Source organism: Atopomonas hussainii (assembly GCF_900109735.1).
GTDB classification, from domain to species: domain Bacteria; phylum Pseudomonadota; class Gammaproteobacteria; order Pseudomonadales; family Pseudomonadaceae; genus Atopomonas; species Atopomonas hussainii.
The window spans coordinates 1-20,301 of record NZ_FOAS01000021.1 but is presented as its reverse complement, the minus strand read 5'-3'; the positions used below and the strand labels follow the sequence as shown (position 1 = coordinate 20,301).

Genomic DNA, 20,301 nt, shown 5'->3' with positions numbered 1-20,301 from the left:
TTCACACCTCCCCTTCTGCCGAAGCATCGACCAAGGCCATTTCCTGGCTGGTCATTAATTGTTCGATATCCACCAGAATCAGCATGCGTTCATCGACGGTGCCCAAACCCAGCAGGTATTTGGTGTCGAAGGCGCCGCCGAACTCTGGCGGTGGTTTGATGGCGGTTTCCGCCAGCCCCACCACATCGGAGACCGAATCCACCACGACGCCGACCACACGTTCGGCAACGTTGAGGATGATCACTACGGTGAACTGGTTGTAGACCGGATCAGACAGTTTGAATTTGATGCGCAAATCGACAATCGGCACGATGGCGCCACGCAGGTTGATCACGCCCTTGATGAACTTAGGCGTGTTGGCGATGGCCGTGACTTGGTCGTAACCGCGGATTTCTTGCACGCGCAGAATGTCGATGGCGTACTCCTCCGGCCCCAAGGTAAAGGTCAGGTACTCGCGCAGTGGCCCGGCTTGGGCTTCGCTGTCATGGCTCATAGGCGAACTCGTGTTGTCCTGCTAATTGGGGAAGCGCATCGACATCCAGAATCAGCGCCACACTGCCGTCACCCATGATGGTGGCGCCGGCAACGCCGTCGATGCGGTGGAAGTTTTGCTCAAGGCTCTTGATCACCACCTGCTGCTGGCCCACGAGGTAATCGACCAACAAGGCAAACTTGCGCCCTTCGGCCTCGAGGATGACCACAATGGCGGTTTCCGGCTTCGGCGGCTCAACGCCCATGCCAAGAAGCTGGTGCAAGCTGAACAGCGGCATGTATTCGCCGCGCACGCGAATCACTTGGCCTTCGTTATTCACGCTGCGGATGTCATCCACCACCGGCTGTAGCGACTCGACGATGTAGGTCAAAGGCACCACATAGTTAGTGCCGGCCGCCGAGAGAATCATGCCGTCGAGAATCGCCAAGGTGAGCGGCAAGCGAATGGTGATGCGCGTACCCACGCCCAGCGCCGAGTCGATCTCGACCTTGCCACCGATGCTTTGGATATTGCGTTTGACCACATCCATGCCCACGCCACGCCCGGACAAATCCGTGACCTGCTCGGCGGTAGAAAAGCCGGGCATAAAGATCAGCTGCCAGACTTCGTTATCGCTCATGCCTTCGTGGGCGGGCAGGCCTTTTTCTTTGGCTTTGGCGAGTAATTTCTCCCGTGACAGGCCTTTGCCGTCGTCGGCGATCGTCACCACGATGCTGCCGCCTTGGTGGAAGGCCGACAGGCGAATGGTGCCTTGTTCAGGCTTGCCGGCAGCGAGGCGGTCTTCGGGCTTTTCGATACCGTGGTCAACGCTGTTGCGCACGATGTGGGTCAGCGGGTCGGCGAGCTTTTCGATCACGCCTTTATCCAGCTCGGTGTGCTCGCCTTGCAGAATCAACTCGACCTTTTTATTCAGCTTGCTGGAGGTATCGCGCACCAAGCGCGGGAAGCGACTAAACACAAAGCTGATCGGCAACATGCGGATCGACATGACCTGCTCTTGCAGGTCGCGGGTGTTGTGTTCCAACTGCCCCAAGGCATGAAAGATGCGCTCGAACTGGCTGGGGTCGAGCACTTGGGTGAGCTGATTAAGCATCGACTGGGTAATCACCAGCTCGCCGACTAAGTTCACTAAGGTGTCGATTTTCTCCACGCTGACACGGATGGAGCTGGATTCACTATCCGCGCGCGGCGCGGCGGCTTTAGGTGCAGCCTTGGCCGCAGGCTCTGCTGCGGGGGCTGGTTTTTCCGGTGCTTTTTCCGCTGCCGCCGCTTGCGGCGCAGCAGTTGGCGCGGGCACTGGCGCGAGCACTGGCGCGGCTTCGGCAGGCGCTGCTAGCGGCTCTGCGGCAGCCTCTGGCGCTGCGGGCACCTCAGCGCTTGGCGCCCCTGGGGCGTCATCAAAAAAGCCAAAGGCTTCGTCGTCGGCTTTTTTCTCTTGTTTAGGGTCAGGCAGATCGACAAAGAAGCCGTAACCTTGATCTTCTTCACTGCTGGCCGTGGCTGTATCGGCCGTTTCTGGCGTGCCGGGGGCATCGGCGAAAAAGCCATAAACCTCACCCTTGGCTTGGTCTTCCGCTTCTTCAGGCATGTCCGGCAGCACCATAGGCGCATCGATATCCGGCACGCCGGGGGCGTCGACAAAAAAGCCGAAGCCTTGCTCGTCGTCATCGTCCGTATCGGCTTGCAGACCTAAGGCTTTGTCCGTCAGCGCCTGCAAGCGCTGCGACATTTCTGCGCCAAGCTTGGGCGCTGCGGGCTCGCCACTTCGGTGGCCATCCATTAGCTGCCAGAGCACATCGCGGGCTTGCAGAAACACGTCGATCATTTCAGCTTCAAGGCTGACTTCTTGGCTGCGCAGCTTGTCGAGCAGGGTCTCGAGAATGTGGGTCACCGACGTCAGGTCGTCGAAACCGAACATACCGCTGGAGCCCTTGATCGAGTGCGCGGCACGAAAGATCGCGTTCAGCGCTTCTGGGTCTGGATTATCGACATCAATAGTCAGCAGCTGCTGCTCAAGCGCAGCCAGATGCTCTTCGGTTTCTTCGAAGAACACTTGCAGAAACTGACTCATATCCAGGCTCATGGGCGCTCCGTGAAACGATGCTGTTATTCGCGCGGCTTAGGGCAAAACTTTCTTCAACACTTCGAGCAACTTGGGCGGGTCAAACGGTTTCACCAGCCAGCCGGTGGCGCCTGCGGCGCGGCCTTGTTGCTTCATCGCATCGCTGGACTCAGTGGTGAGCATCAGAATCGGCGTGCTTTTGTAGGTGGGGATTTGCCTCAGCGAGCGAATGAGCGTCAGGCCATCCATGTTGGGCATGTTCTGGTCGGTAAACACCAAGTTGTAGGACTTGCCTTGGGCCTTACCGAGGCCATCTTTGCCATCCACCGCTTCATCCACTTGATAGCCAGCCGAGCGCAAGGTGAAACCCAGCATTTGGCGGATCGACGCGGAGTCGTCAACGATCAATATGTTTTTGCTCATAGCTCTCTCGTTCCAGTATTACCGTGGGGCCATAGGCACCTTGTCAGCGTTCTTGCGCCGCACTGTCTGTGCTCAGTTCGGCATACACCTCATTACCGCGGCCACGTACTTCCAACACCTCAGTTAAGGCCCGCACCAACTGCAAACCGCGCCCGTGATAGGCCAAACTGCCGGGGTTTGGCTCAGGCAAATTATGTAAATCAAAGCCCTTGCCAGAATCGCTCACGCTGATGGCCAAAGTGCCGCCCTGCGGGGTTAGCCGGTGCGCAATTTCAATGTCGATTTCGCCCTGTTCGAGGCCTTGCAGGCGTTGGCTGCGCTCTTCGATATAGCGCTCAAAGCCTTCCACTTCGCCTTTAATGCGCGAGTCCATCTCCAGCACGCCGTGATCCAGCGCGTTACTCAGCAGCTCGGCCATAATCAGGTTGAATGAGCCACGCAGCGATGGCTCGACCCCCAGCGACTGCCCCCAACCGACCAGTAGGGGCAGCATGTCGAGGCGTTTCAGTTGCTCAGCAGAGAGGCTCACGCTAAAGCGCCACTCGCCCACTTGGCTGCTGACTTGCCCGCCTTTACGGGCGGGCTGCTTATTGGCCAGTTCCAGCGGGCAGCTCAGTAACAGGCAAGACAGGTCATCTTGAATAGGCTGGCCATCGAGGTAACTAAAGGCGCTACGGCGAATCGCCTCTAAGCGGCGCTCTGGGGCGACGTTGTGCAGCGCTTGCTCCAGTCGCTCTTTGCCATATTGCTCGCCTGCGGGGTTGCAGCCCTCAATTAAGCCGTCGGAGTAGAGCAGTAACTGGCAGTCCTCACGGATCTGACACAGCTCGGTTTCATTGATGAATTCATCATTGGGCAGCACACCAAAAGGCACATTGCGCGAGGCAAAACGGCGCAAGACTTGGCCTTTCTTGTCCAGCAGCAAGGCCGGAGGAATGCCGCCATTCCAAATTTCCAAAATGTGCTCACGCGGGCGAAACACCGCCAAGGTAGCCGCCACAAAGCGATCCACCGGGTTGTACTGACGGTTTTGCAGGTTGAGCTCAGCGGCGATGGTGGCCAGCTGAAACCCCTTACTGGCCATGGCGTAGAAGGTTTGCGTCAGCGGTATCAGGGTGATTGCCGCCGGCAGGCCGTGGCCGGTGGCATCGGCCAGCATCACGTAGATATCGCCATTGTTAGAGGGGCACGCCAACAGCAAGTCGCCAGACAGCAAACTGGCTGGGTAAATCATGTGCTGTACGTTGCTGTGATTGAGGTGCTCTTGGCGCACCAGACGCGCCATTAAGTGCTGGGCAATGCGCCGTTCTTCTTCCTGAACCTCGCGCAAATGCAGTAATTCGCGGTTTTTCCGGCTGATCTGCGCCTGGAGATCGGCGGTACGGCGAAAGGCGTGGATCTTCGCCTCAAGCACATGAAAGTTGATTGGCTTAGCGAGAAAGTCATCGCAACCGGCATTCAGCGCTTCAATCTGCTCATCCACCTCGCTAAAGCCAGATAGCATGATCAGTGGGCACCAGTTGCGACCTTGTTGTAGGCGACGCAACTTGCCCGCTAGTTCAAGGCCATCCATGCCGGGCATCACTCGATCGAGCAACACCAAGTCAAACTCCTGCTCGCCGAAATGCGCCAGCGCCTGCGCCCCGTTTTGCGCATACACCGCGGTATGCCCAAGACTTTTGGCAAACTCTTCGATGGACTGGCCGATCAATTGGTCGTCATCCACCACCAGCAGGCGCAGAGCTTTCATAGGCTGCTCAACTGATTTTGAACACTTTGGGGAAGTTGGCGATTTCCAGCACTTCGCGCACTGCGCCCGAGGTATTCACCAGCTCGACCTCTTTGCTGGCCGCTTTGGCGCGATCACGCAGCAACAGCAAGATGCCGAGTGCCGCCGAATCCATGTACTGCACCTCTTTGAGGTCGACCAAAATCCGCTTGACCTCTTTGCTTTCCAACGCAGGCTCGTACGCATCACGAAACGCGCGGTAGCAGTTGAAATCAAAGCGGCTTTGCGGCCGTACGACAAAATCGCTGCTCATTAACCAGTCTCCTAAAACAACTCGACGTCACCGGCGGTGATGTTTTTTTGTGCCACCGGGCTACTCAGGGCCTGCTCTAGGGCACGCGCCTGCTCTACAAGATAGTCACTCCACTGAGCCGGGGCTTGTTTTTGCATGCTTTGCAGCGCCTCGCCTAAGGCTTGCAACTTGTTCTGATGACGACGGATTTGCCCAACCAGTTGTCCGGCCATGTCTTGAAACTGCAAGGCTGTCACGGCGCGGCTGACGTCACGATCAATGTCAATCGAGAGAGCGTCTAGCTCACTGACCACGTTGACGGTGTGGTGATTGAGCTGCTCTAAGTCGCTGAGCATGCCGCCAATTTGTTTCTTCGACGTCAGCGCAAAGCTCATGTCTTTGGCGGCCAGTTGGCTGACCTCACCTTCAGCCTGCTTGAGCTCTTGAAACACCTCTTCGACATGCTCGCGAATCACCTCGGAGAACTCGGTCGAGCGGCTGGACAAGCTGCGCACTTCATCGGCCACCACGGCAAAACCGCGCCCGGCTTCACCGGCACGCGCTGCCTCAATGGCGGCATTCAGCGCGAGCAAATTGGTTTGCTTGGCGATGCTGTCCATATCGGCGGTGGATTTGAGAATTTCTTCGATCTTGCCGGTGACCTTATCCATGCGATCGACCAACTTCATGGAGGTGCGACTGGTTTCTACCGTCGCCTCCACAAACAAACTCATGGTGCTTTGTGTGGCGCTGACAAAGTCTTGAAAGCTGCCGCTTTGGCCAACATTGTCCTCACCGTAACGCGCCACTAAAGACTGCGCCTGCTCATGCTGGCGGTGCGTGCGTGCGGCCAATTGATGAAAGCTAGCGGAGAGTTCGTCGATGGCATGTTGCAGAATCTGCTCAACGCGCTTGAGCTGTTCTTCCACCACCGCCACTTCGGCCACCAGCGCATGGCCCAAGGGCTGCCAGTCGATGGCTGGGCGCTGCGCTTTTTTCTTGGTGTGGCGTACTTGGCTGCGCTGCTGTGCATCCCACGCCACTAAGCCTAGGCTCATCACGGCCCCTAGCGGCAGCAGCAACCACAGCGGCAACCACAGGCTTAAAACAGCGACGATCAGCCACGGCACTACGCTAAGCAGCAGGTGCTTAACCGGCATAGTGCTTGGTGCTGTGGGGTCCTGCATGAAAACTCCCTTCTGGTCGCTTTGGCTGCGCCAGATCCCTGTTCTGCATTCACATATAAAACCTAGTGCGCCGTTGCAGCCTGTCAAACTTGGCAGCCTAACCGGCGCAAACGTGATAGCGGCTTGATGCCACATAACTTTAGACGAGCGCTGGCAAAGGCAGCGGCCAACGGCAAACCCACCGAGCAATGCGGCACTTATGCCACCTGAATTGGCTGTATTAGCAGCAAAACCAGCCCTTCCACCCCACCCGGCATAGCCGCTCATTGCCGAAACCCTTAGCATGACGACCACGCACCCACTGCCGAGCGAACACTGATGAAACCTCTGTTGCTATGTTGTCTGGCGCTGCTGCCACTGCTGGCCCACGGCAAGCGCATTGCCGTTGAAGACTATGCCTACCCGGTGACTAATCCATTTATCGCCACCATTGCCGGCACGCCCTCAGATGCCGCTATCACGCTGCCTGATGCGCGCGATATTGAGCAAAACGACTACGCCTTGGCGCTGAAAAAGCGCAGTGAATTGCCCGGCGTGTTCTACCAAGGCACAACGCTGAAGTACCGCCTTGCCGAGCAAGAAGGCCGTGCGCCTTTGCTGTTCATCATTGCTGGCACCGGAGCGCACTACGCCAGCGGCAAAAATGAGCTACTGAAAAAACTCTTCTATCAGGCCGGTTTTCATGTGGTGCAGCTGTCATCGCCGACCAGTTGGGACTTCATCTCAGCCGCCTCACGCAGCGCCACGCCGGGCTACAGCCCCGATGATGCCGATGACTTGTACCGGGTTATGCAGGCCGTGCTGGCCAATCACCCCAAGCTTAAGGTCGCTAGCGTCAATCTTGCCGGCTACAGCCTCGGCGGGCTGCACGCCGCCTTTGTCGGCGCGCTGGATAAACAACGCCGCGCGCTGAACATTCAGCGTGTGCTGATGCTCAACCCGCCGGTGAATCTGTACACCTCGGTGCGCAACTTAGACCGCTTAGTACAAACCCAAGTACCGGGCGTTAGTAACCAGCAAACCTTTATCGACGGTTTGATGCAGCGCCTGACCCGCTTCTTTGAGCAGCAAGGCCGCATCGAGGTCAATGAAGCCATGCTCGCGGCCTTCCAAAGCTCGCCCGAAGGCCTTAGCAATGAAGAGCTGGCCATGCTGATCGGCAGTGCGTTTCGCTTCACCGTGGCCGACATGGTGTATACCGCCGACCTGCTCAATCAGCGCGGCCTGATCACACCAAAAGACTATCCGCTGGGCTTTGACAGTGATCTGGCGCCATTTATGAAGCGCGCCATGATGTGTGACTTCGACTGCTACATCGCTCAGCAGCTCATCCCTTGGTGGCGCGCCAAGCACCAAGGCGGCAGCTTGGTGCAGATGATGAACCAAGTCAGTCTCTATGCGCTGGAGGACTACCTGCGCGACAACCCCAACATCGCCGTTATGCATAACGCCGACGATGTGATTCTTGGCCCCGGTGATTTGGGCTGGCTGGAGCGCACCTTCGGTGAGCGCTTAACCCTGTACCCACGCGGCGGCCACTGCGGCAATTACGCCTACCCGAAAAACGCCCACGACATGCTGGAGTTCTTCCATGACTAAGCCCCTGCACCTAGCTGCAGGCACCAGCCTGCTATGGCTTGCCGCCAGCGCAACAGCCGCCCCCTATCAAGCGCCCGAGGCCGACAGCGATGGTTTCACCCGCCCGCTCAGCACGCTGCGCTTTAACCCCTATCTTGATCAGCAAGAGTTCGAGCGCGCCAGCCTCGAAGCACTGGATATCTACGACCCGTGGACAGGGGTTAACCGGCGCATTTATCAGTTCAATCAGCGCTTCGATGAGTGGGTGTATATGCCCGCCGTTAACGGCTTTCGCTACGTCACTCCGGATATCGCCGAGCAAGGCGTGACGAACTTCTTCAGCAATCTAGGCGACATCGGCAACCTGCTGAACAGCGCATTGCAGCTCAAAGGCCAGCGCAGTATGGAGATCACCGCGCGCCTGTTGATCAACACCACCATCGGCGTATTCGGCCTGTGGGACCCCGCCACCTTGATGGGCGCAGCGAAACATAGCGAAGACTTTGGCCAAACCCTAGGCCATTACGGCGTTGGCAGCGGCCCGTATCTAGTCTTGCCGATTTTGGGGCCATCCAACCTGCGCGATGCCAGCGGAACCTTAGTGGATTTCGGCACCTCGCAAGCGGTGAACTTTTTGAATGTCGCGACCGCCAGCAGCCGCAACCCGGCGATTACCGGCGTGCGCGCGCTGGATGCGCGCAGCAATACTGCATTTCAATACGGCCAGACCAACTCACCGTTTGAGTACGAGAAGATTCGCTTCGTGTATGACGCGGCGCGCAAGATCCAAATCAAAGACTGATCAGATTTTGCACACCAAACCGAGGAACTCCATCAGCTTATCTTGCTGGGCCATCGCATCTTGATAACCCAGCTCGATCAGCTCGCGGCAAAAGCCCTGCTCAAACAGCAGGTAACTCAAGGCACTACCACCGGTGGAGCGGGTGGCGCCCGAACCGCGCAAGAAGAAGCGCAAGCTGGCTGGCAGCTCGCGGCGGTGCCGTGCGGCGATCACATCAATCGGCTTGCTCGGCGAGATCACCAACACATCCACCGGCTTAAAGCCGCGTGACTCACGCGTGCCAGAATGCGGCACCAACAGCGCCATGCGGTTGATCTTATCCAGCAGCTCGATGTCGCCTTCTAGCGAATCAACAAAAGTGCTGTTGAGCATATGCCCGACGATTTGCGCCAATGACGGCGGCTCACCACGCGGGCGCGTTTCTTCTGCCTGCTGACGGGCTAAGTTGCTACTGACCCCAATCACCAACACACGACTGGCACCTAAGTGCAACGCGGGGCTAATCGGTGCCTGCTGACGCACCGCGCCATCGCCAAAAAACTCGCGGTGAATTTTCACCGGACGAAACAACAGCGGAATGGCTGAAGAAGCCATTAAGTGATCGACATTTAACCGTGTGGGAATGCCCACGCGGCGGTGACGCATCCACGGGTCAATGGTGCCGCGCCCTTGGTAGAAGCTCACTGCGTGGCCACTTTCATAGCCAAATGCAGTGATCGACACCGCGTGCAGGCGACGCCGCGCAATCGCGGCGGCAATCCCGTTGTAGTTAATGCGCTCGGCTAATAAGTCACGCAGCGGGCTGTTATCCAGCAGCGACACCGGCTCATCACGGTTTAAGCCAAAAAACTGGCTGGCGCCAAAGGTAAAAGCCGATTTAAGTAGTTGATGCCACTCGGTACGGAACACCTGATCGCAGGAGAAGTCTCCCCACACATCGGTCAGGCGCAAAATCGCTTCGCGAAAATGCAGCGCACCGCCGGCCAAGGCCAGTGCATTGATGGCCCCGGCGGAGGTTCCGCAAATAATCGGGAAAGGGTTGAGCGAGTCATTGGGCAGCAAATCGGCAATCGCCGATAACACGCCGACTTGATAGGCGCCGCGCGAGCCGCCGCCGGACAACACCAGCGCGGCCATATCCTTCGGCTGTTCAACCGAACTGGCGAAAGCGGTCACCCATCCCCCTTAGCATTTTGCGCGTGTGTTATCCCAAGCCTTGTACTGTGAAGCTAGAGCGCCGTGCCGGCTAGCGCAAGTTTCAGCGCTTTTTACGCTTACGGTACGGGCGTGCCTCGCCTTCAGGGCGGGTCTTAAAGCGTCGGTGCGCCCACAGATATTGCTCCGGCTGCTGACGAATCTGCGCTTCGATCCATTGATTGATGCGCAAGCAGTCGGCCTCGTCACTGGCGCCGGGAAAGTCCTCCAGCGCCGGGAACACAGTTAAATCGTAACCCTGCCCATCGGCGCGGCGATGTTGCACAAACGGCACCACCTTGGCCTTGCCCAGCTTGGCAAACTTGCTGGTGGCCGTCACTGTCGCGGCCGGCACGCCAAATAACGGCACGAAAATGCTGTGATCGCGGCCGTAGTCTTGATCCGGCGCGTACCACACCGCACGGCCTTGGCGCAGGCTTTTCAGCATGATGCGCACGTCATCCCGCTCGATCGCTTGGGCGTCCAAGTTGTGCCGCTCACGGCCACGGCGCTGCACGTAATCGAACACCGGGTTGTCGTGTTCGCGGTACATGCCGTCGATGGTCGCTTGCTGGCCCAACAACGCCGCGCCTAACTCTAAGGTGGTGAAGTGCAGCGACATCAAGATCACGCCCTGCTTGGCTTCTGCCGCTTGCTGCAAATGCTCCAGCCCCTGCACATGCGCCAGTGAGCTTAAGCGCGTCTTAGGCCACCACCACGCCATGGCCGTTTCCGCCAACGCCATACCGGTGGAGGCAAAATTAGCGCGGCACAGTTGCTCACGCTCGGCCGGCGATAACTCTGGGAAGCACAGCGCCAAGTTAGTCTCGACAATATGTCGGCGGTCGTGCGCCACGCGATACATCAACGCCCCCACCACACGCCCCAGCGCCAACAGCAGGCGATACGGCAGCTGCGCAATCAACCAGCCTACCCCTAAGCCCAGCCACAGCGGCCAATGCTTAGGATGAAGAAAATGCTGTTTGAACTGAACACGCTGCATAACGGCCCCAACACACGAAAAACGCGCATTCTACCTGTTTTACCCCGCAAATCGGGCCATCAAAGGCCGCTGTACTTGCCCTGATCCGCCGCCAGCGGCTATAAGTCTGCCCTGCTCTTGGGGGAAACCGTTGTGAATCAGCCTGATCTGCTAATAAATGATCCCGTGTTCCAATTCAAAGGCAGCATGCTGGCTGTCACCGTGCTGGAACTCACCCACTCGGACCTCGACCGCCTGCGCCAGCAGTTGGCCAACAAGGTCGAGCAAGCCCCCAACTTCTTCCGTGACACACCGCTGATCTTAGGTCTGGACAAACTTGCCGGTGGCGAAAGCCGCCTAGCGCTAAGCGACTTAATGCAGTTGTGCCGCGAGTTCGGCCTGCGCACCTTGGCAGTGCGCACTGAGCACCCCGACGACATCGCCGCCGCCAATGCGCTGGATTTAGCCGTGATGCCGCCCTCCAACGCGCGCGAGCGCAGCATTACCCCGCAAGACTCCGTGCCGCGCACGCCGCAAAAGCCCGCTGAGCCTGTGCGCGTACCGAGCAAAATCGTCCGCACGCCGGTGCGCGGCGGCCAGCAGATCTATGCGCCCGGCGGTGACCTGATCGTACTCGCCCCCGTCAGTGCCGGCGCCGAACTCCTCGCCGACGGCAATATTCATGTCTACGGCCCGCTGCGTGGCCGTGCCTTGGCAGGGGTCAAAGGCGATCAAAGCGCTGGCATTTTTTGTCAGGGCTTAAACGCCGAGCTGGTATCGATTGCCGGTGTTTATAAAGTGGCTGAAGACCTGCGCCGTTTGCCGCATTGGGGCAAGTCTGTGCAGGTCAGCCTGTCGGATGAGATGTTGAACATCCTCCTGCTTTAAGAAATACTCCCGCGACTTCAGGGATTAGAAACCGCACAGACAAATTTGGGGTGAAACACCTTGGCTAAGATTCTCGTTGTCACCTCCGGTAAGGGTGGCGTAGGTAAAACCACAACCAGCGCAGCCATTGGCACCGGCCTGGCCATGCGCGGCTACAAGACAGTGATCGTCGACTTCGACGTCGGTCTGCGTAACCTCGACCTGATCATGGGTTGTGAACGCCGCGTGGTGTACGACTTCGTTAACGTGATCAATGGCGAAGCCAGCCTGAATCAGGCGCTGATCAAGGACAAACGCATCGAAAACTTGTCGATTCTGGCCGCCAGCCAGACCCGCGACAAAGACGCCCTCACCCAAGAAGGCGTGGAAAAGGTGCTCAACGAACTGCGCGAGCAATTCGACTACATCGTCTGCGACTCACCGGCAGGCATCGAAAAAGGTGCTTATCTGGCGATGTACTTCGCCGATGAAGCGATTGTCGTCACCAACCCCGAAGTCTCTTCGGTACGTGACTCCGACCGCATGCTGGGCCTTCTGGCCAGCAAGTCGCGCCGCGCCGAAAAAGGCGAAGAGTCAGTCAAAGAGCACCTGCTGCTGACCCGCTACAACCCCGAGCGCGTCAGCAAAGGCGAAATGCTCTCCGTAACTGACGTGGAAGAAATTCTCGCCATCCGCCTGCTGGGCGTGATTCCTGAGTCGCAAGCCGTACTGAAAGCCTCCAACCAAGGCATTCCGGTGATTCTGGATGACATCAGCGATGCCGGCCAAGCTTACAGCGACGCCGTAGACCGCCTGCTGGGCAAGGATGTAGCGCACCGCTTCTTAGAGGTGCAGAAGAAAGGAATCATCCAGCGACTGTTTGGAGGCCGTGAATGAGCCTGATGGATTTCTTTCGCAACCGTAATAAGCCGGCCACGGCTTCGGTGGCGAAAGAGCGTCTGCAGATCATCGTTGCCCACGAGCGTGGGCAACGCAGCCAACCCGATTACCTGCCGCAACTGCAGCAGGATCTGGTTGAAGTGATCCGCAAGTACGTCAAAATTGACCAAACCGATGTTCAAGTAGCGCTAGAAAACCAAGGCAGCTGCTCGATTCTGGAACTGAACATCACCCTGCCCGACCGTTAATCCCGTTGGCCTGCAGTGGCCGCCTTAGGCGGCCAGGCCGCGCTGGAACCTCCCCATGCCGCTATCTCAAGTGCGCTTCGTGCATCAGGACGAGCACATTCTATTGGTCAGCAAACCCACCCTGCTGCTCTCCGTGCCCGGCCGCGCCGAAGACAACCGCGACTGTCTGATCACCCGCCTGCAAGACAACGGCTACCCCGAAGCACGCATCGTGCATCGGCTAGATTGGGAAACCTCAGGGCTGATTATTCTCGCCCGCGATGCCGACACGCACCGCGAGCTGTCGCGCCAGTTTCACGACCGCGAAACCGAAAAGGCCTACACCGCGCTGTGCTGGGGCCAGCCAGAGCTGGACAGCGGGCGCATCGAACTACCGCTGCGCTACGACCCACCCACCAAGCCGCGCCATGTGGTTGACCACGAGCAAGGCAAGCACGCACTGACCTTCTGGCGCGTGCTCGAGCGCCACGCCGAGCATTGCCGTGTCGAACTCACCCCAATCACCGGTCGCTCGCACCAACTGCGCGTGCATATGCTCGCCATTGGTCACCCGCTGTTGGGCGACGGCTTATATGCCCACGAGCAAGCCCTTAAGGCATACCCGCGCTTGTGCTTGCACGCCAGCATGCTGGCCTTTACGCATCCGGCCAGCGGCGAGCGCCTGCGCTTTCACGACCCGGCACCGTTCTAGGGCCGAAGCACACACTTCGGGTAAACTGCCCCGCATTGCTGTCTTATCGAACGCTTGGAGTTGCCATGAGTGCGTCGTTGCCACAGGGTTTAATTGATTATCTCGGCCAGTCCCCTTCGCCGTTTCACGCCACCGCCAGCCTCGCCCGCCTGCTGGAAAGCCAAGGCTATGTACGCCTGCTCGAGCGTGACAGCTGGCAACTTAAGCGCGGCGGCCGCTACTTCGTCACCCGCAACGACTCCTCATTGATTGCTTGGCAGATGGGCCAAAGCGAGCCTAGCGAAAGCGGCCTGCGCATGGTCGGCGCGCATACCGACAGCCCCTGCCTTAAGGTCAAACCCAACCCTGAACTGCTGCAACAGGGTTATTGGCAGCTGGGCGTCGAAGTCTACGGCGGCGTGTTGCTAGCGCCGTGGTTCGACCGCGACTTGTCGCTCGCCGGCCGCGTGACCTTCCGTAAAGACGGCGCCATCGACAGCCGCCTGGTCGACTTTCAGCGCCCCATCGCGGTGATCCCCAACTTAGCGATTCACTTAAACCGCGAAGCCAACGACAGCCAAAGCATCAACAAGCAAACCGACCTGCCGCCGCTGCTGGCTTGCGTCAGTGGCGCCGAAGCGCCGGACTTCCGCAGCTTGCTGGCCGAGCGTATCGAGCAAGAACACGGCCTGACCGTCGATCAAGTGCTCGACTACGAAATGAACTTCTACGACACCCAAGCGGCGGCGGTGATTGGTCTTGAGAACGACTTTATCGCCGGTGCCCGTCTGGATAACTTGTTGTCCTGTTATGCCGGCGCACAGGCGCTGCAAGACGCTGCCGAAGCGGGCCAATGGGCCGTGCTGATTTGCACCGATCACGAAGAGGTGGGCTCCTCATCGCACTGCGGCGCCGACGGCCCGATGCTCGAGCAAGTGCTACGCCGCGTGTTGGGTGACGACGAAAGCTTTACCCGCACCATGCAGCGCTCGATTCTGATCAGCGCCGACAACGCCCACGGCATTCACCCCAACTACCCTGATCGCCATGACAACAACCACGGCCCGCGCTTAAACCAAGGCCCGGTGATCAAGATCAACCATAACCAGCGCTACGCCAGCACCAGCGAAACCAGCGGTTTATTCCGCCAGCTGTGCCTAGAAGCCGAAGTGCCGGTACAGAGCTTTGTGGTGCGCAGCGACATGGCTTGCGGCTCGACCATCGGCCCGATCACCTCTAGCCAAGTGGGCGTACGCACCGTGGATATCGGCGTGCCGACCTTCGCCATGCACTCCATTCGCGAGTTGGCCGGCAGCCAAGATTTGGGCTTTCTGGTCAAAGTGCTGAGCCACTTCTACCGCCAAGAGCAGCTGCCCTAAAGCTGCAACAGCACCTTGCCCTGCACCTGATTGCTTTCCAGCAGGGCAAAGGCGCGCTCGGCGTCGGCCATGGGAACCACCTCGGCCACGCAGGGCTGGCATTGGCCGCTGGCAAGCAGCGGCCAAACCTCGCTACGCAAGGCGCTGACCAGCTCGGCTTTATCTTCCGCACTGCGGCTGCGCAACGTCGAACCCAGCAGGTGAATGCGCTTAGCCAGCATCTGGGCCAAATCCAGCTCGACCTTGCGCCCGCCCATTAAGCCGATCAACACCCAACGGCCATCCAGCGCCAACAGACGGGTATTGAGCTCGGCATAGGCGGCACCAACCGGGTCGAGCAGTACATCAAACGGCGCCCAGTCGGCCAACGCGGCCACGTTATCACCACGCACCACACCGCCTTGCGCGCCTAACGATTGGCAATAGGCCAAACGCTCAGCACTGCCCACGCTCACCCAGCACGGGTTACCCAAAGCCTTGCACAACTGAATCGCCGCCGAGCCCACGCCACTGGCGCCGGCGTGCAGTAACACGCGCTCGCCGGGTTTTAGCTGCGCCAAGATAAACAAGTTAAGCCATGCGGTGGCGTAGACCTCAGGCAAGGCCGCCGCCTCGAGCAGGCTCACGCCTTCGGGCACCGGCAACACATGCTGGCTATCGACCACCACTTCTTCAGCCATACCTCCACCGGCGAGCAACGCGCACACCTCATCGCCCACTTGCCAAGCGCTGCCGGCGCCCACTTCGCTGATCACGCCGCTGCATTCCAAGCCCAACACCGGCGTTACGCCAGCCGGCGGTGGGTACAGCCCTTTACGCTGCAACAAGTCGGCGCGGTTTAACCCCGCCGCTGCCACCTGAATACGTACCTGTCCGGCGCCGCAATGTGGCCGCTCGGTCGTCTGCCAGCTCAACTGGCCGGCGTTGGCTTGCAATGCTTTCATCCTGTCCCCATAGTTAATTGAACAAGGCAGACTCGTGAGTGTCTCACTCACTGCCATGATGGCACTTCATCCCGCTAGAGTACTCGCGCCCCATGATCGCTTCCGCTGCACGTTTGGCCAAAACCCGCACACCGCTGCGTACCGCCCTCACCTTGGCCTTGGCTGGCTGTCTGAGCCTGCCGGCTTGGGGCGCGGCTTGGCAAGACTTAAAGCCAACGCGCGAGCAACAACTGGCCAGCCTCAACGTGGTGGAGCTGCTGCGCCGCTACCACTACAACAAGCCGCCGCTGGATGACAGCCGTTCAAGCAAGATCTACGACAGCTATTTAAAGCTGCTCGACCCCAACCGCAGCTACTTTACCGCCGCTGATATCGAGCAGTTCGACACCTACCGTTTGCGCTTTGACGAATTGCTGCAGCAGGCCGACCTGCAACCGGGCTTTGATATTTATATTCGCCATCTGGAGCGCTTAACCGAGCGGTTGAACTTCGCCATTAACCAGCTGGAAAACCACTTCGACAGCTTCGACTTCGACAGCGAAGCCGTGCTGCAGCTCGACCGCGAAGAAGCCCCATGGGCGAAGAACACCGCCGAGCTGGATGAGCTGTGGCGCCTGCGTTTAAAAGACGAAATTCTGCGCCTAAAACTGGCCGGCAAAGACGCCAAAGGCATTCAAGAGCTGCTCTTAAAGCGCTACAAGAACCAGCTCAAGCGGCTCAACCAAACCCGTGACGAAGACATCTTCCAGGCCTATATCAATGCCTTCGCCATGACCTACGACCCGCACACTCAGTACCTGTCGCCGGATAACGCCGAGAACTTCGACATCAACATGAGCCTATCGCTAGAAGGCATCGGCGCCGTGCTGCAAACCGACAGCGACTACGTCAAGGTGGTGCGTTTGGTGCCGGCAGGCCCGGCTGACAAAGGCAAGCAACTGCAACCGGCCGACCGCATTGTCAGCGTCGGTCAAGGCGACAAAGGCGAGCTGACCGATGTGATCGGCTGGCGCTTGGATGAAGTGGTCAAACTGATTCGCGGCCCGAAAGGCTCCACCGTGCGTCTGGAGATTATTCCCTCGGCCAACGGCGCTAACGACTTAAGCACCAAAGTCATCCAGATCACCCGCGATGCGGTGAAGCTGGAAGAACAAGCCGCGAAAAAATCCATTCTTAACCTCACCGACAACGGCAAGCCGGTGAAGGTGGGCGTGATTGAGATCCCCGCCTTCTACATGGACTTCAAGGCCTACCGCGAAGGCAAAAGCGACTACAAGAGCACCACCCGCGACGTAAAGCGCCTGCTCAAAGAGCTGCAAGCCGAGAAAATCGACGGCTTGGTGATCGACCTGCGCAACAACGGCGGCGGCTCGCTGCAAGAAGCCAACGAGCTGACCGGCCTGTTTATCGGCCAAGGCCCCACTGTGTTGGTGCGCAACAGCGATGGCCGCGTCGATGTACTGTCGGACGACCGCAGCAAGCCCATGTACCAAGGCCCGATGGCTGTACTGGTGAATCGCCTGTCGGCTTCGGCCTCGGAGATTTTTGCCGGCGCCATGCAGGACTACCACCGCGCACTGATCTTAGGCGGGCAGACCTTCGGCAAAGGTACGGTACAAACCGTGCAGCCGCTGAATCATGGTGAGCTGAAGCTGACATTGGCGAAGTTCTATCGCGTCTCGGGCAAGAGCACCCAGCATCAGGGCGTGATTCCTGATGTGAGCTACCCATCCATCGTGGACGTAAAAGAAATCGGCGAAAGCGCGCTGCCAGAGGCCCTGCCCTACGACAGCATTCGCCCGGCGATTAACGTCAGCAAGAACCCCTACGCGCCGTATTTGCAGCAGCTGCAAGACCGCCACTTGCTGCGCGCGGCCAACGACCCGGACTTCGTGTTTACCCGCGACAGCCTGCAACTGGCGCAAAAACTGGCCAAAGAAACCACCCTCACGCTGAATGAGAAAGGCCGCCGCGCGTACAAAGAGGCCATTGAACAGCAGCGCCTTGTGCTCGAAAACGCTCGCCGCAAGGCCAAAGGTGAAGAGCTGCTGAGCAAGATCGACGATGAAGACCCGCTGGAAGAAGTCGTCGCCGACGACAGCGACGACCCGCACAGCAAGCCTGAAGACGACGCCTTCCTGGTCGAAAGCGGGCGCATTCTCGCCGACTACCTGACCCTGCAACAACGCGTCGCCAAGCACTAAGCGCATTGCCCCGGTGCGCCGACCAGCACCGGGGCTGTTTCTCTCTCGCGCTATCGCGGGTTAATCACTAGCACCGCCAAGCACCTGCACAGCGGTAACGCCTAATGCGCCGTTGCACTACTATAAGAAGCAAGCCCTGAGGTCTGGACACCCCGCCCTATGCCATCACCCTCGCTGGTTTTGCGCAGCGTCATGCACAGCGTTTGCTGCTTGGTGGTCTGCGCTGTTTTCAATCTGAGTCACGCAGCCAGCGCCAGCGTTGTCTTTATCAATCCAGACCGCCCCGGCAACCCGTTTTGGGATCAGGTCAACACCGTCATGCAAGCCGCTGCGGATGATCTCGACCTAGAGCTGCAAATTCTCTTCGCTGAGGAAAACCGTTATCAAGCCATTCGCTTGTTAGAAGGCCTGATTACCTTAGGCAAGCAGCCCGACTATCTGGTGTTTATGTTCCAGCAAGGCGCCGGCGTTAAGTTGCTACGCCTTGCTGAGCAAGCGCAGATTCGCTCGATCATGATCAACACCGATATCCCCAGCGCATTGCTCAGCAAAACCGGCGCGCCGCGGCAACACTTCAAACATTGGCTTGGCCACCTGTACCCGGATGACCAGCTCGCCGGGCAACTGCTGATGGACAGCCTCGCCGAGCAGGCGAGGCAAATGCTGCCGCAACAGGCATCCCTAGGCGTGGTGGCGCTCAGCGGCTCGCACGACTCCTCGGCGGCGCAAAAGCGCAATCAAGGCTTACAAGTCAGCCTGAACAAGCAGCCAGACTTAGCCCTTAACCAACTGGTGTTTTCTCAATGGCGTGCCGACTTGGCTGGCCAACAGGCTGCCCGCCTGCTCGCGCGCTACCCGCAAAGCCAGATTGTTTGGGCCGCCAGCGATCACATGGCATTAGCGGCCGCACAAACCTTGCAGCTAGAAGGCATTGAGCCGGGCAAAGACATCCTGCTCGGCGGCATTGACTGGACACCGGCAGGCCTTAAGGCCATGCGCCAAGGCCAGCTGCATGCCTCAGTGGGTGGCCACTTTGCCGAAGGCGCTTGGGCCTTAGTGCTGATTCACGACTATCACCACGGGCATGACTTTGCCGACCTCGGGCTGGAGTTTCTCACCCCCATGGCCGTCATGACGCCCGCTAACCAAGCCCTGCTCGAACCCATTCTGCGCACCGGCAACTGGCAGCAGTTCAACTTCCGCCAACTGTTACGCGGCCAACACACCAAGCGCCACTATGCGTTCAGCCTGCAGGCGATTCTCGATACAGCCCAGTAAGTTTCTTAGCGCCACGGCAGCGCTAGTCTGAGCGGTCTTACCAGCGCGCGATATCGCGGGACTGCCGGAGAAGGGCTAAAAGCGGCCAGTGTGCACGGCAAATAAATTTGCCCCCCTCTCCACATCAGCAGCTGAGCTTGTCACACCCTTGGTGATGCCATCAGAAAATGACACCCCAACTCCCACAGACCTCAAACACCATGCTAAAGTTGATCAGATGGTGTTTTTTGACATTTTTTGTCAAAAGTTAATGCGCAGGGTGGCAAGCAATGTTAATTCAGTTAACTGTAAAAAACTGGCGATCTGTTCGGGACGAACAAACATTCAGTTTGGTAAAAGCAAAAGGCGGCGAACTAACCGAATCGAATACATTTAACCCAGAAACTCCTGCCACAGGGGATCTACTGCGCTCAGCTGCAATCTATGGCCCCAATGCTGCAGGCAAGTCGAATCTCATCAATGCCCTGAGAACGATGACAGAAATCGTGATTGGCTCGGCAAACCCTCAGCCAGGAAACGAAATCCCCGTCAAACCATTTATCCTAGACTCACGCACTGAGAAAGAGCCTACTGAATTCGAAGTTGTATTTTCTGCAAAGCAGGTTCGCTATCAGTATGGATTCTCCGCAACCAAAGAACGAATTATTACTGAATGGCTGATCGCATATCCAAATGGAAGAGCACAGAGTTGGTTTACCCGAGAGTGGAAGTCTGAATCTCAAAATTATGACTGGTCATTTGGGAGTTCCTTTAGCGGACAAAAACAAGTCTGGCAAGAGTCAACCTTAAGCAACGCTTTATTCCTATCAATCGCCACCAAACTTAACAGCAAGCAGTTAAAGCCTGTATTCAATTGGTTCAAATACACTCTACGCTTCAGCAGTGTAGCGGGCTGGACTCCAAACCACACAGCATCCCAATGCGAAACAACAGAACAAAAAGCGAGGGTTTTAGATTTTCTTAGAGCTGCAGACCTAGGGAAACGCTGATTTATTAAGCCTCACACCAGCACCAGTGCCGATTCGCAGCGCAAAATCAGAAAACCAGCTCGATTCCCCGCATGACTAGC

Annotated in this window: 19 protein-coding genes; 10 read left to right on the top strand and 9 right to left on the bottom strand. The window is 58.3% G+C overall.

The genetic code is table 11. The annotated features are described in order from the left end of the window. Position 1 precedes the first annotated feature (1 nt). The 6 genes from BMX80_RS16650 to BMX80_RS16625 are packed head-to-tail and all read right to left on the bottom strand — an operon-like array spanning position 2 to position 6,186. Complete coding sequence (locus tag BMX80_RS16650; RefSeq protein WP_071871760.1) at positions 2–493, bottom strand: chemotaxis protein CheW; 492 nt, start codon at positions 491–493, stop codon at positions 2–4. Next, on the bottom strand, positions 483–2,576 hold the full coding sequence (locus tag BMX80_RS16645) for a chemotaxis protein CheA (RefSeq protein ID WP_074870559.1): 2,094 nt from the start codon (positions 2,574–2,576) through the stop codon (positions 483–485). Before BMX80_RS16645 ends, BMX80_RS16650 begins: the two co-directional genes overlap by 11 nt. 36 nt (positions 2,577–2,612) lie before the next feature. Continuing rightward, positions 2,613–2,978 carry a response regulator gene (locus BMX80_RS16640; RefSeq protein ID WP_071871762.1) on the bottom strand — a complete coding sequence of 122 codons (366 nt, stop codon included), beginning with the start codon at positions 2,976–2,978 and terminating at the stop codon, positions 2,613–2,615. Between the two features lie 43 nt (positions 2,979–3,021). Next, positions 3,022–4,728: an ATP-binding SpoIIE family protein phosphatase gene (locus tag BMX80_RS16635; RefSeq protein ID WP_074870558.1), complete on the bottom strand. Its 1,707-nt coding sequence runs from the start codon at positions 4,726–4,728 to the stop codon at positions 3,022–3,024. Positions 4,729–4,735: 7 nt separating this feature from the next. Beyond that, positions 4,736–5,020 carry an STAS domain-containing protein gene (locus BMX80_RS16630; protein ID WP_071871764.1) on the bottom strand — a complete coding sequence of 95 codons (285 nt, stop codon included), beginning with the start codon at positions 5,018–5,020 and terminating at the stop codon, positions 4,736–4,738. Between the two features lie 11 nt (positions 5,021–5,031). Next, positions 5,032–6,186, bottom strand: coding sequence for a methyl-accepting chemotaxis protein (locus tag BMX80_RS16625; protein ID WP_074870556.1), 1,155 nt, complete (start codon positions 6,184–6,186; stop codon positions 5,032–5,034). 318 nt (positions 6,187–6,504) lie between these two features. On the opposite strand from BMX80_RS16625, the gene BMX80_RS16620 reads away from it, so the two are divergent. Together BMX80_RS16620 and BMX80_RS16615 are read left to right on the top strand one after the other, a co-directional pair. Beyond that, entirely contained in the window at positions 6,505–7,785 is a 1,281-nt protein-coding gene (locus BMX80_RS16620; RefSeq protein ID WP_074870555.1) for an alpha/beta fold hydrolase family protein, read from the top strand. Continuing rightward, on the top strand, positions 7,778–8,566 hold the full coding sequence (locus BMX80_RS16615) for an MlaA family lipoprotein (protein ID WP_074870553.1): 789 nt from the start codon (positions 7,778–7,780) through the stop codon (positions 8,564–8,566). The genes BMX80_RS16620 and BMX80_RS16615 overlap by 8 nt, the downstream gene beginning before the upstream one ends. On the opposite strand, the gene BMX80_RS16610 is transcribed toward BMX80_RS16615, so the two are convergent. Both BMX80_RS16610 and BMX80_RS16605 read right to left on the bottom strand, forming a co-directional pair. Then, a complete protein-coding gene (locus BMX80_RS16610) occupies positions 8,567–9,703 on the bottom strand; it encodes a patatin-like phospholipase family protein (protein WP_074870551.1) in 1,137 nt (378 codons plus the stop codon). 121 nt (positions 9,704–9,824) lie between these two features. Then, a complete protein-coding gene (locus BMX80_RS16605) occupies positions 9,825–10,763 on the bottom strand; it encodes a lipid A biosynthesis lauroyl acyltransferase (RefSeq protein WP_074870549.1) in 939 nt (312 codons plus the stop codon). Positions 10,764–10,895: 132 nt separating this feature from the next. On the opposite strand from BMX80_RS16605, the gene minC reads away from it, so the two are divergent. From minC to BMX80_RS16580, 5 genes are all read left to right on the top strand, one after another. Beyond that, entirely contained in the window at positions 10,896–11,630 is a 735-nt protein-coding gene (minC, locus tag BMX80_RS16600; protein ID WP_074870547.1) for a septum site-determining protein MinC, read from the top strand. A gap of 60 nt (positions 11,631–11,690) precedes the next feature. After that, a complete protein-coding gene (gene minD / locus BMX80_RS16595; protein ID WP_071871771.1) occupies positions 11,691–12,506 on the top strand; it encodes a septum site-determining protein MinD in 816 nt (271 codons plus the stop codon). Next, positions 12,503–12,757 (top strand): cell division topological specificity factor MinE, encoded by a 255-nt coding sequence (gene minE / locus BMX80_RS16590; protein WP_071871772.1) that lies wholly within the window; start codon positions 12,503–12,505, stop codon positions 12,755–12,757. Before minD ends, minE begins: the two co-directional genes overlap by 4 nt. 55 nt (positions 12,758–12,812) lie before the next feature. Then, complete coding sequence (locus tag BMX80_RS16585; protein WP_071871773.1) at positions 12,813–13,448, top strand: RluA family pseudouridine synthase; 636 nt, start codon at positions 12,813–12,815, stop codon at positions 13,446–13,448. A gap of 65 nt (positions 13,449–13,513) precedes the next feature. Beyond that, the gene (locus BMX80_RS16580; RefSeq protein WP_071871774.1) at positions 13,514–14,806 is read left to right on the top strand and encodes a M18 family aminopeptidase; all 1,293 of its coding nucleotides are present in this window, start codon (positions 13,514–13,516) and stop codon (positions 14,804–14,806) included. On the opposite strand, the gene BMX80_RS16575 is transcribed toward BMX80_RS16580, so the two are convergent. Next, positions 14,803–15,750 carry an NAD(P)H-quinone oxidoreductase gene (locus tag BMX80_RS16575; RefSeq protein ID WP_074870545.1) on the bottom strand — a complete coding sequence of 316 codons (948 nt, stop codon included), beginning with the start codon at positions 15,748–15,750 and terminating at the stop codon, positions 14,803–14,805. The genes BMX80_RS16580 and BMX80_RS16575 overlap by 4 nt on opposite strands. A 92-nt stretch (positions 15,751–15,842) precedes the next feature. On the opposite strand from BMX80_RS16575, the gene BMX80_RS16570 reads away from it, so the two are divergent. The 3 genes from BMX80_RS16570 (at position 15,843) to BMX80_RS16560 (ending at position 20,221) form a co-directional block, all read left to right on the top strand. Then, on the top strand, positions 15,843–17,954 hold the full coding sequence (locus BMX80_RS16570) for a carboxy terminal-processing peptidase (RefSeq protein ID WP_074870543.1): 2,112 nt from the start codon (positions 15,843–15,845) through the stop codon (positions 17,952–17,954). 192 nt (positions 17,955–18,146) lie between these two features. Next, complete coding sequence (locus tag BMX80_RS16565) at positions 18,147–19,232, top strand: ABC transporter substrate-binding protein (protein ID WP_175474922.1); 1,086 nt, start codon at positions 18,147–18,149, stop codon at positions 19,230–19,232. 269 nt (positions 19,233–19,501) lie between these two features. Continuing rightward, on the top strand, positions 19,502–20,221 hold the full coding sequence (locus BMX80_RS16560) for an AAA family ATPase (protein ID WP_074870539.1): 720 nt from the start codon (positions 19,502–19,504) through the stop codon (positions 20,219–20,221). Positions 20,222–20,301: the final 80 nt, after the last annotated feature.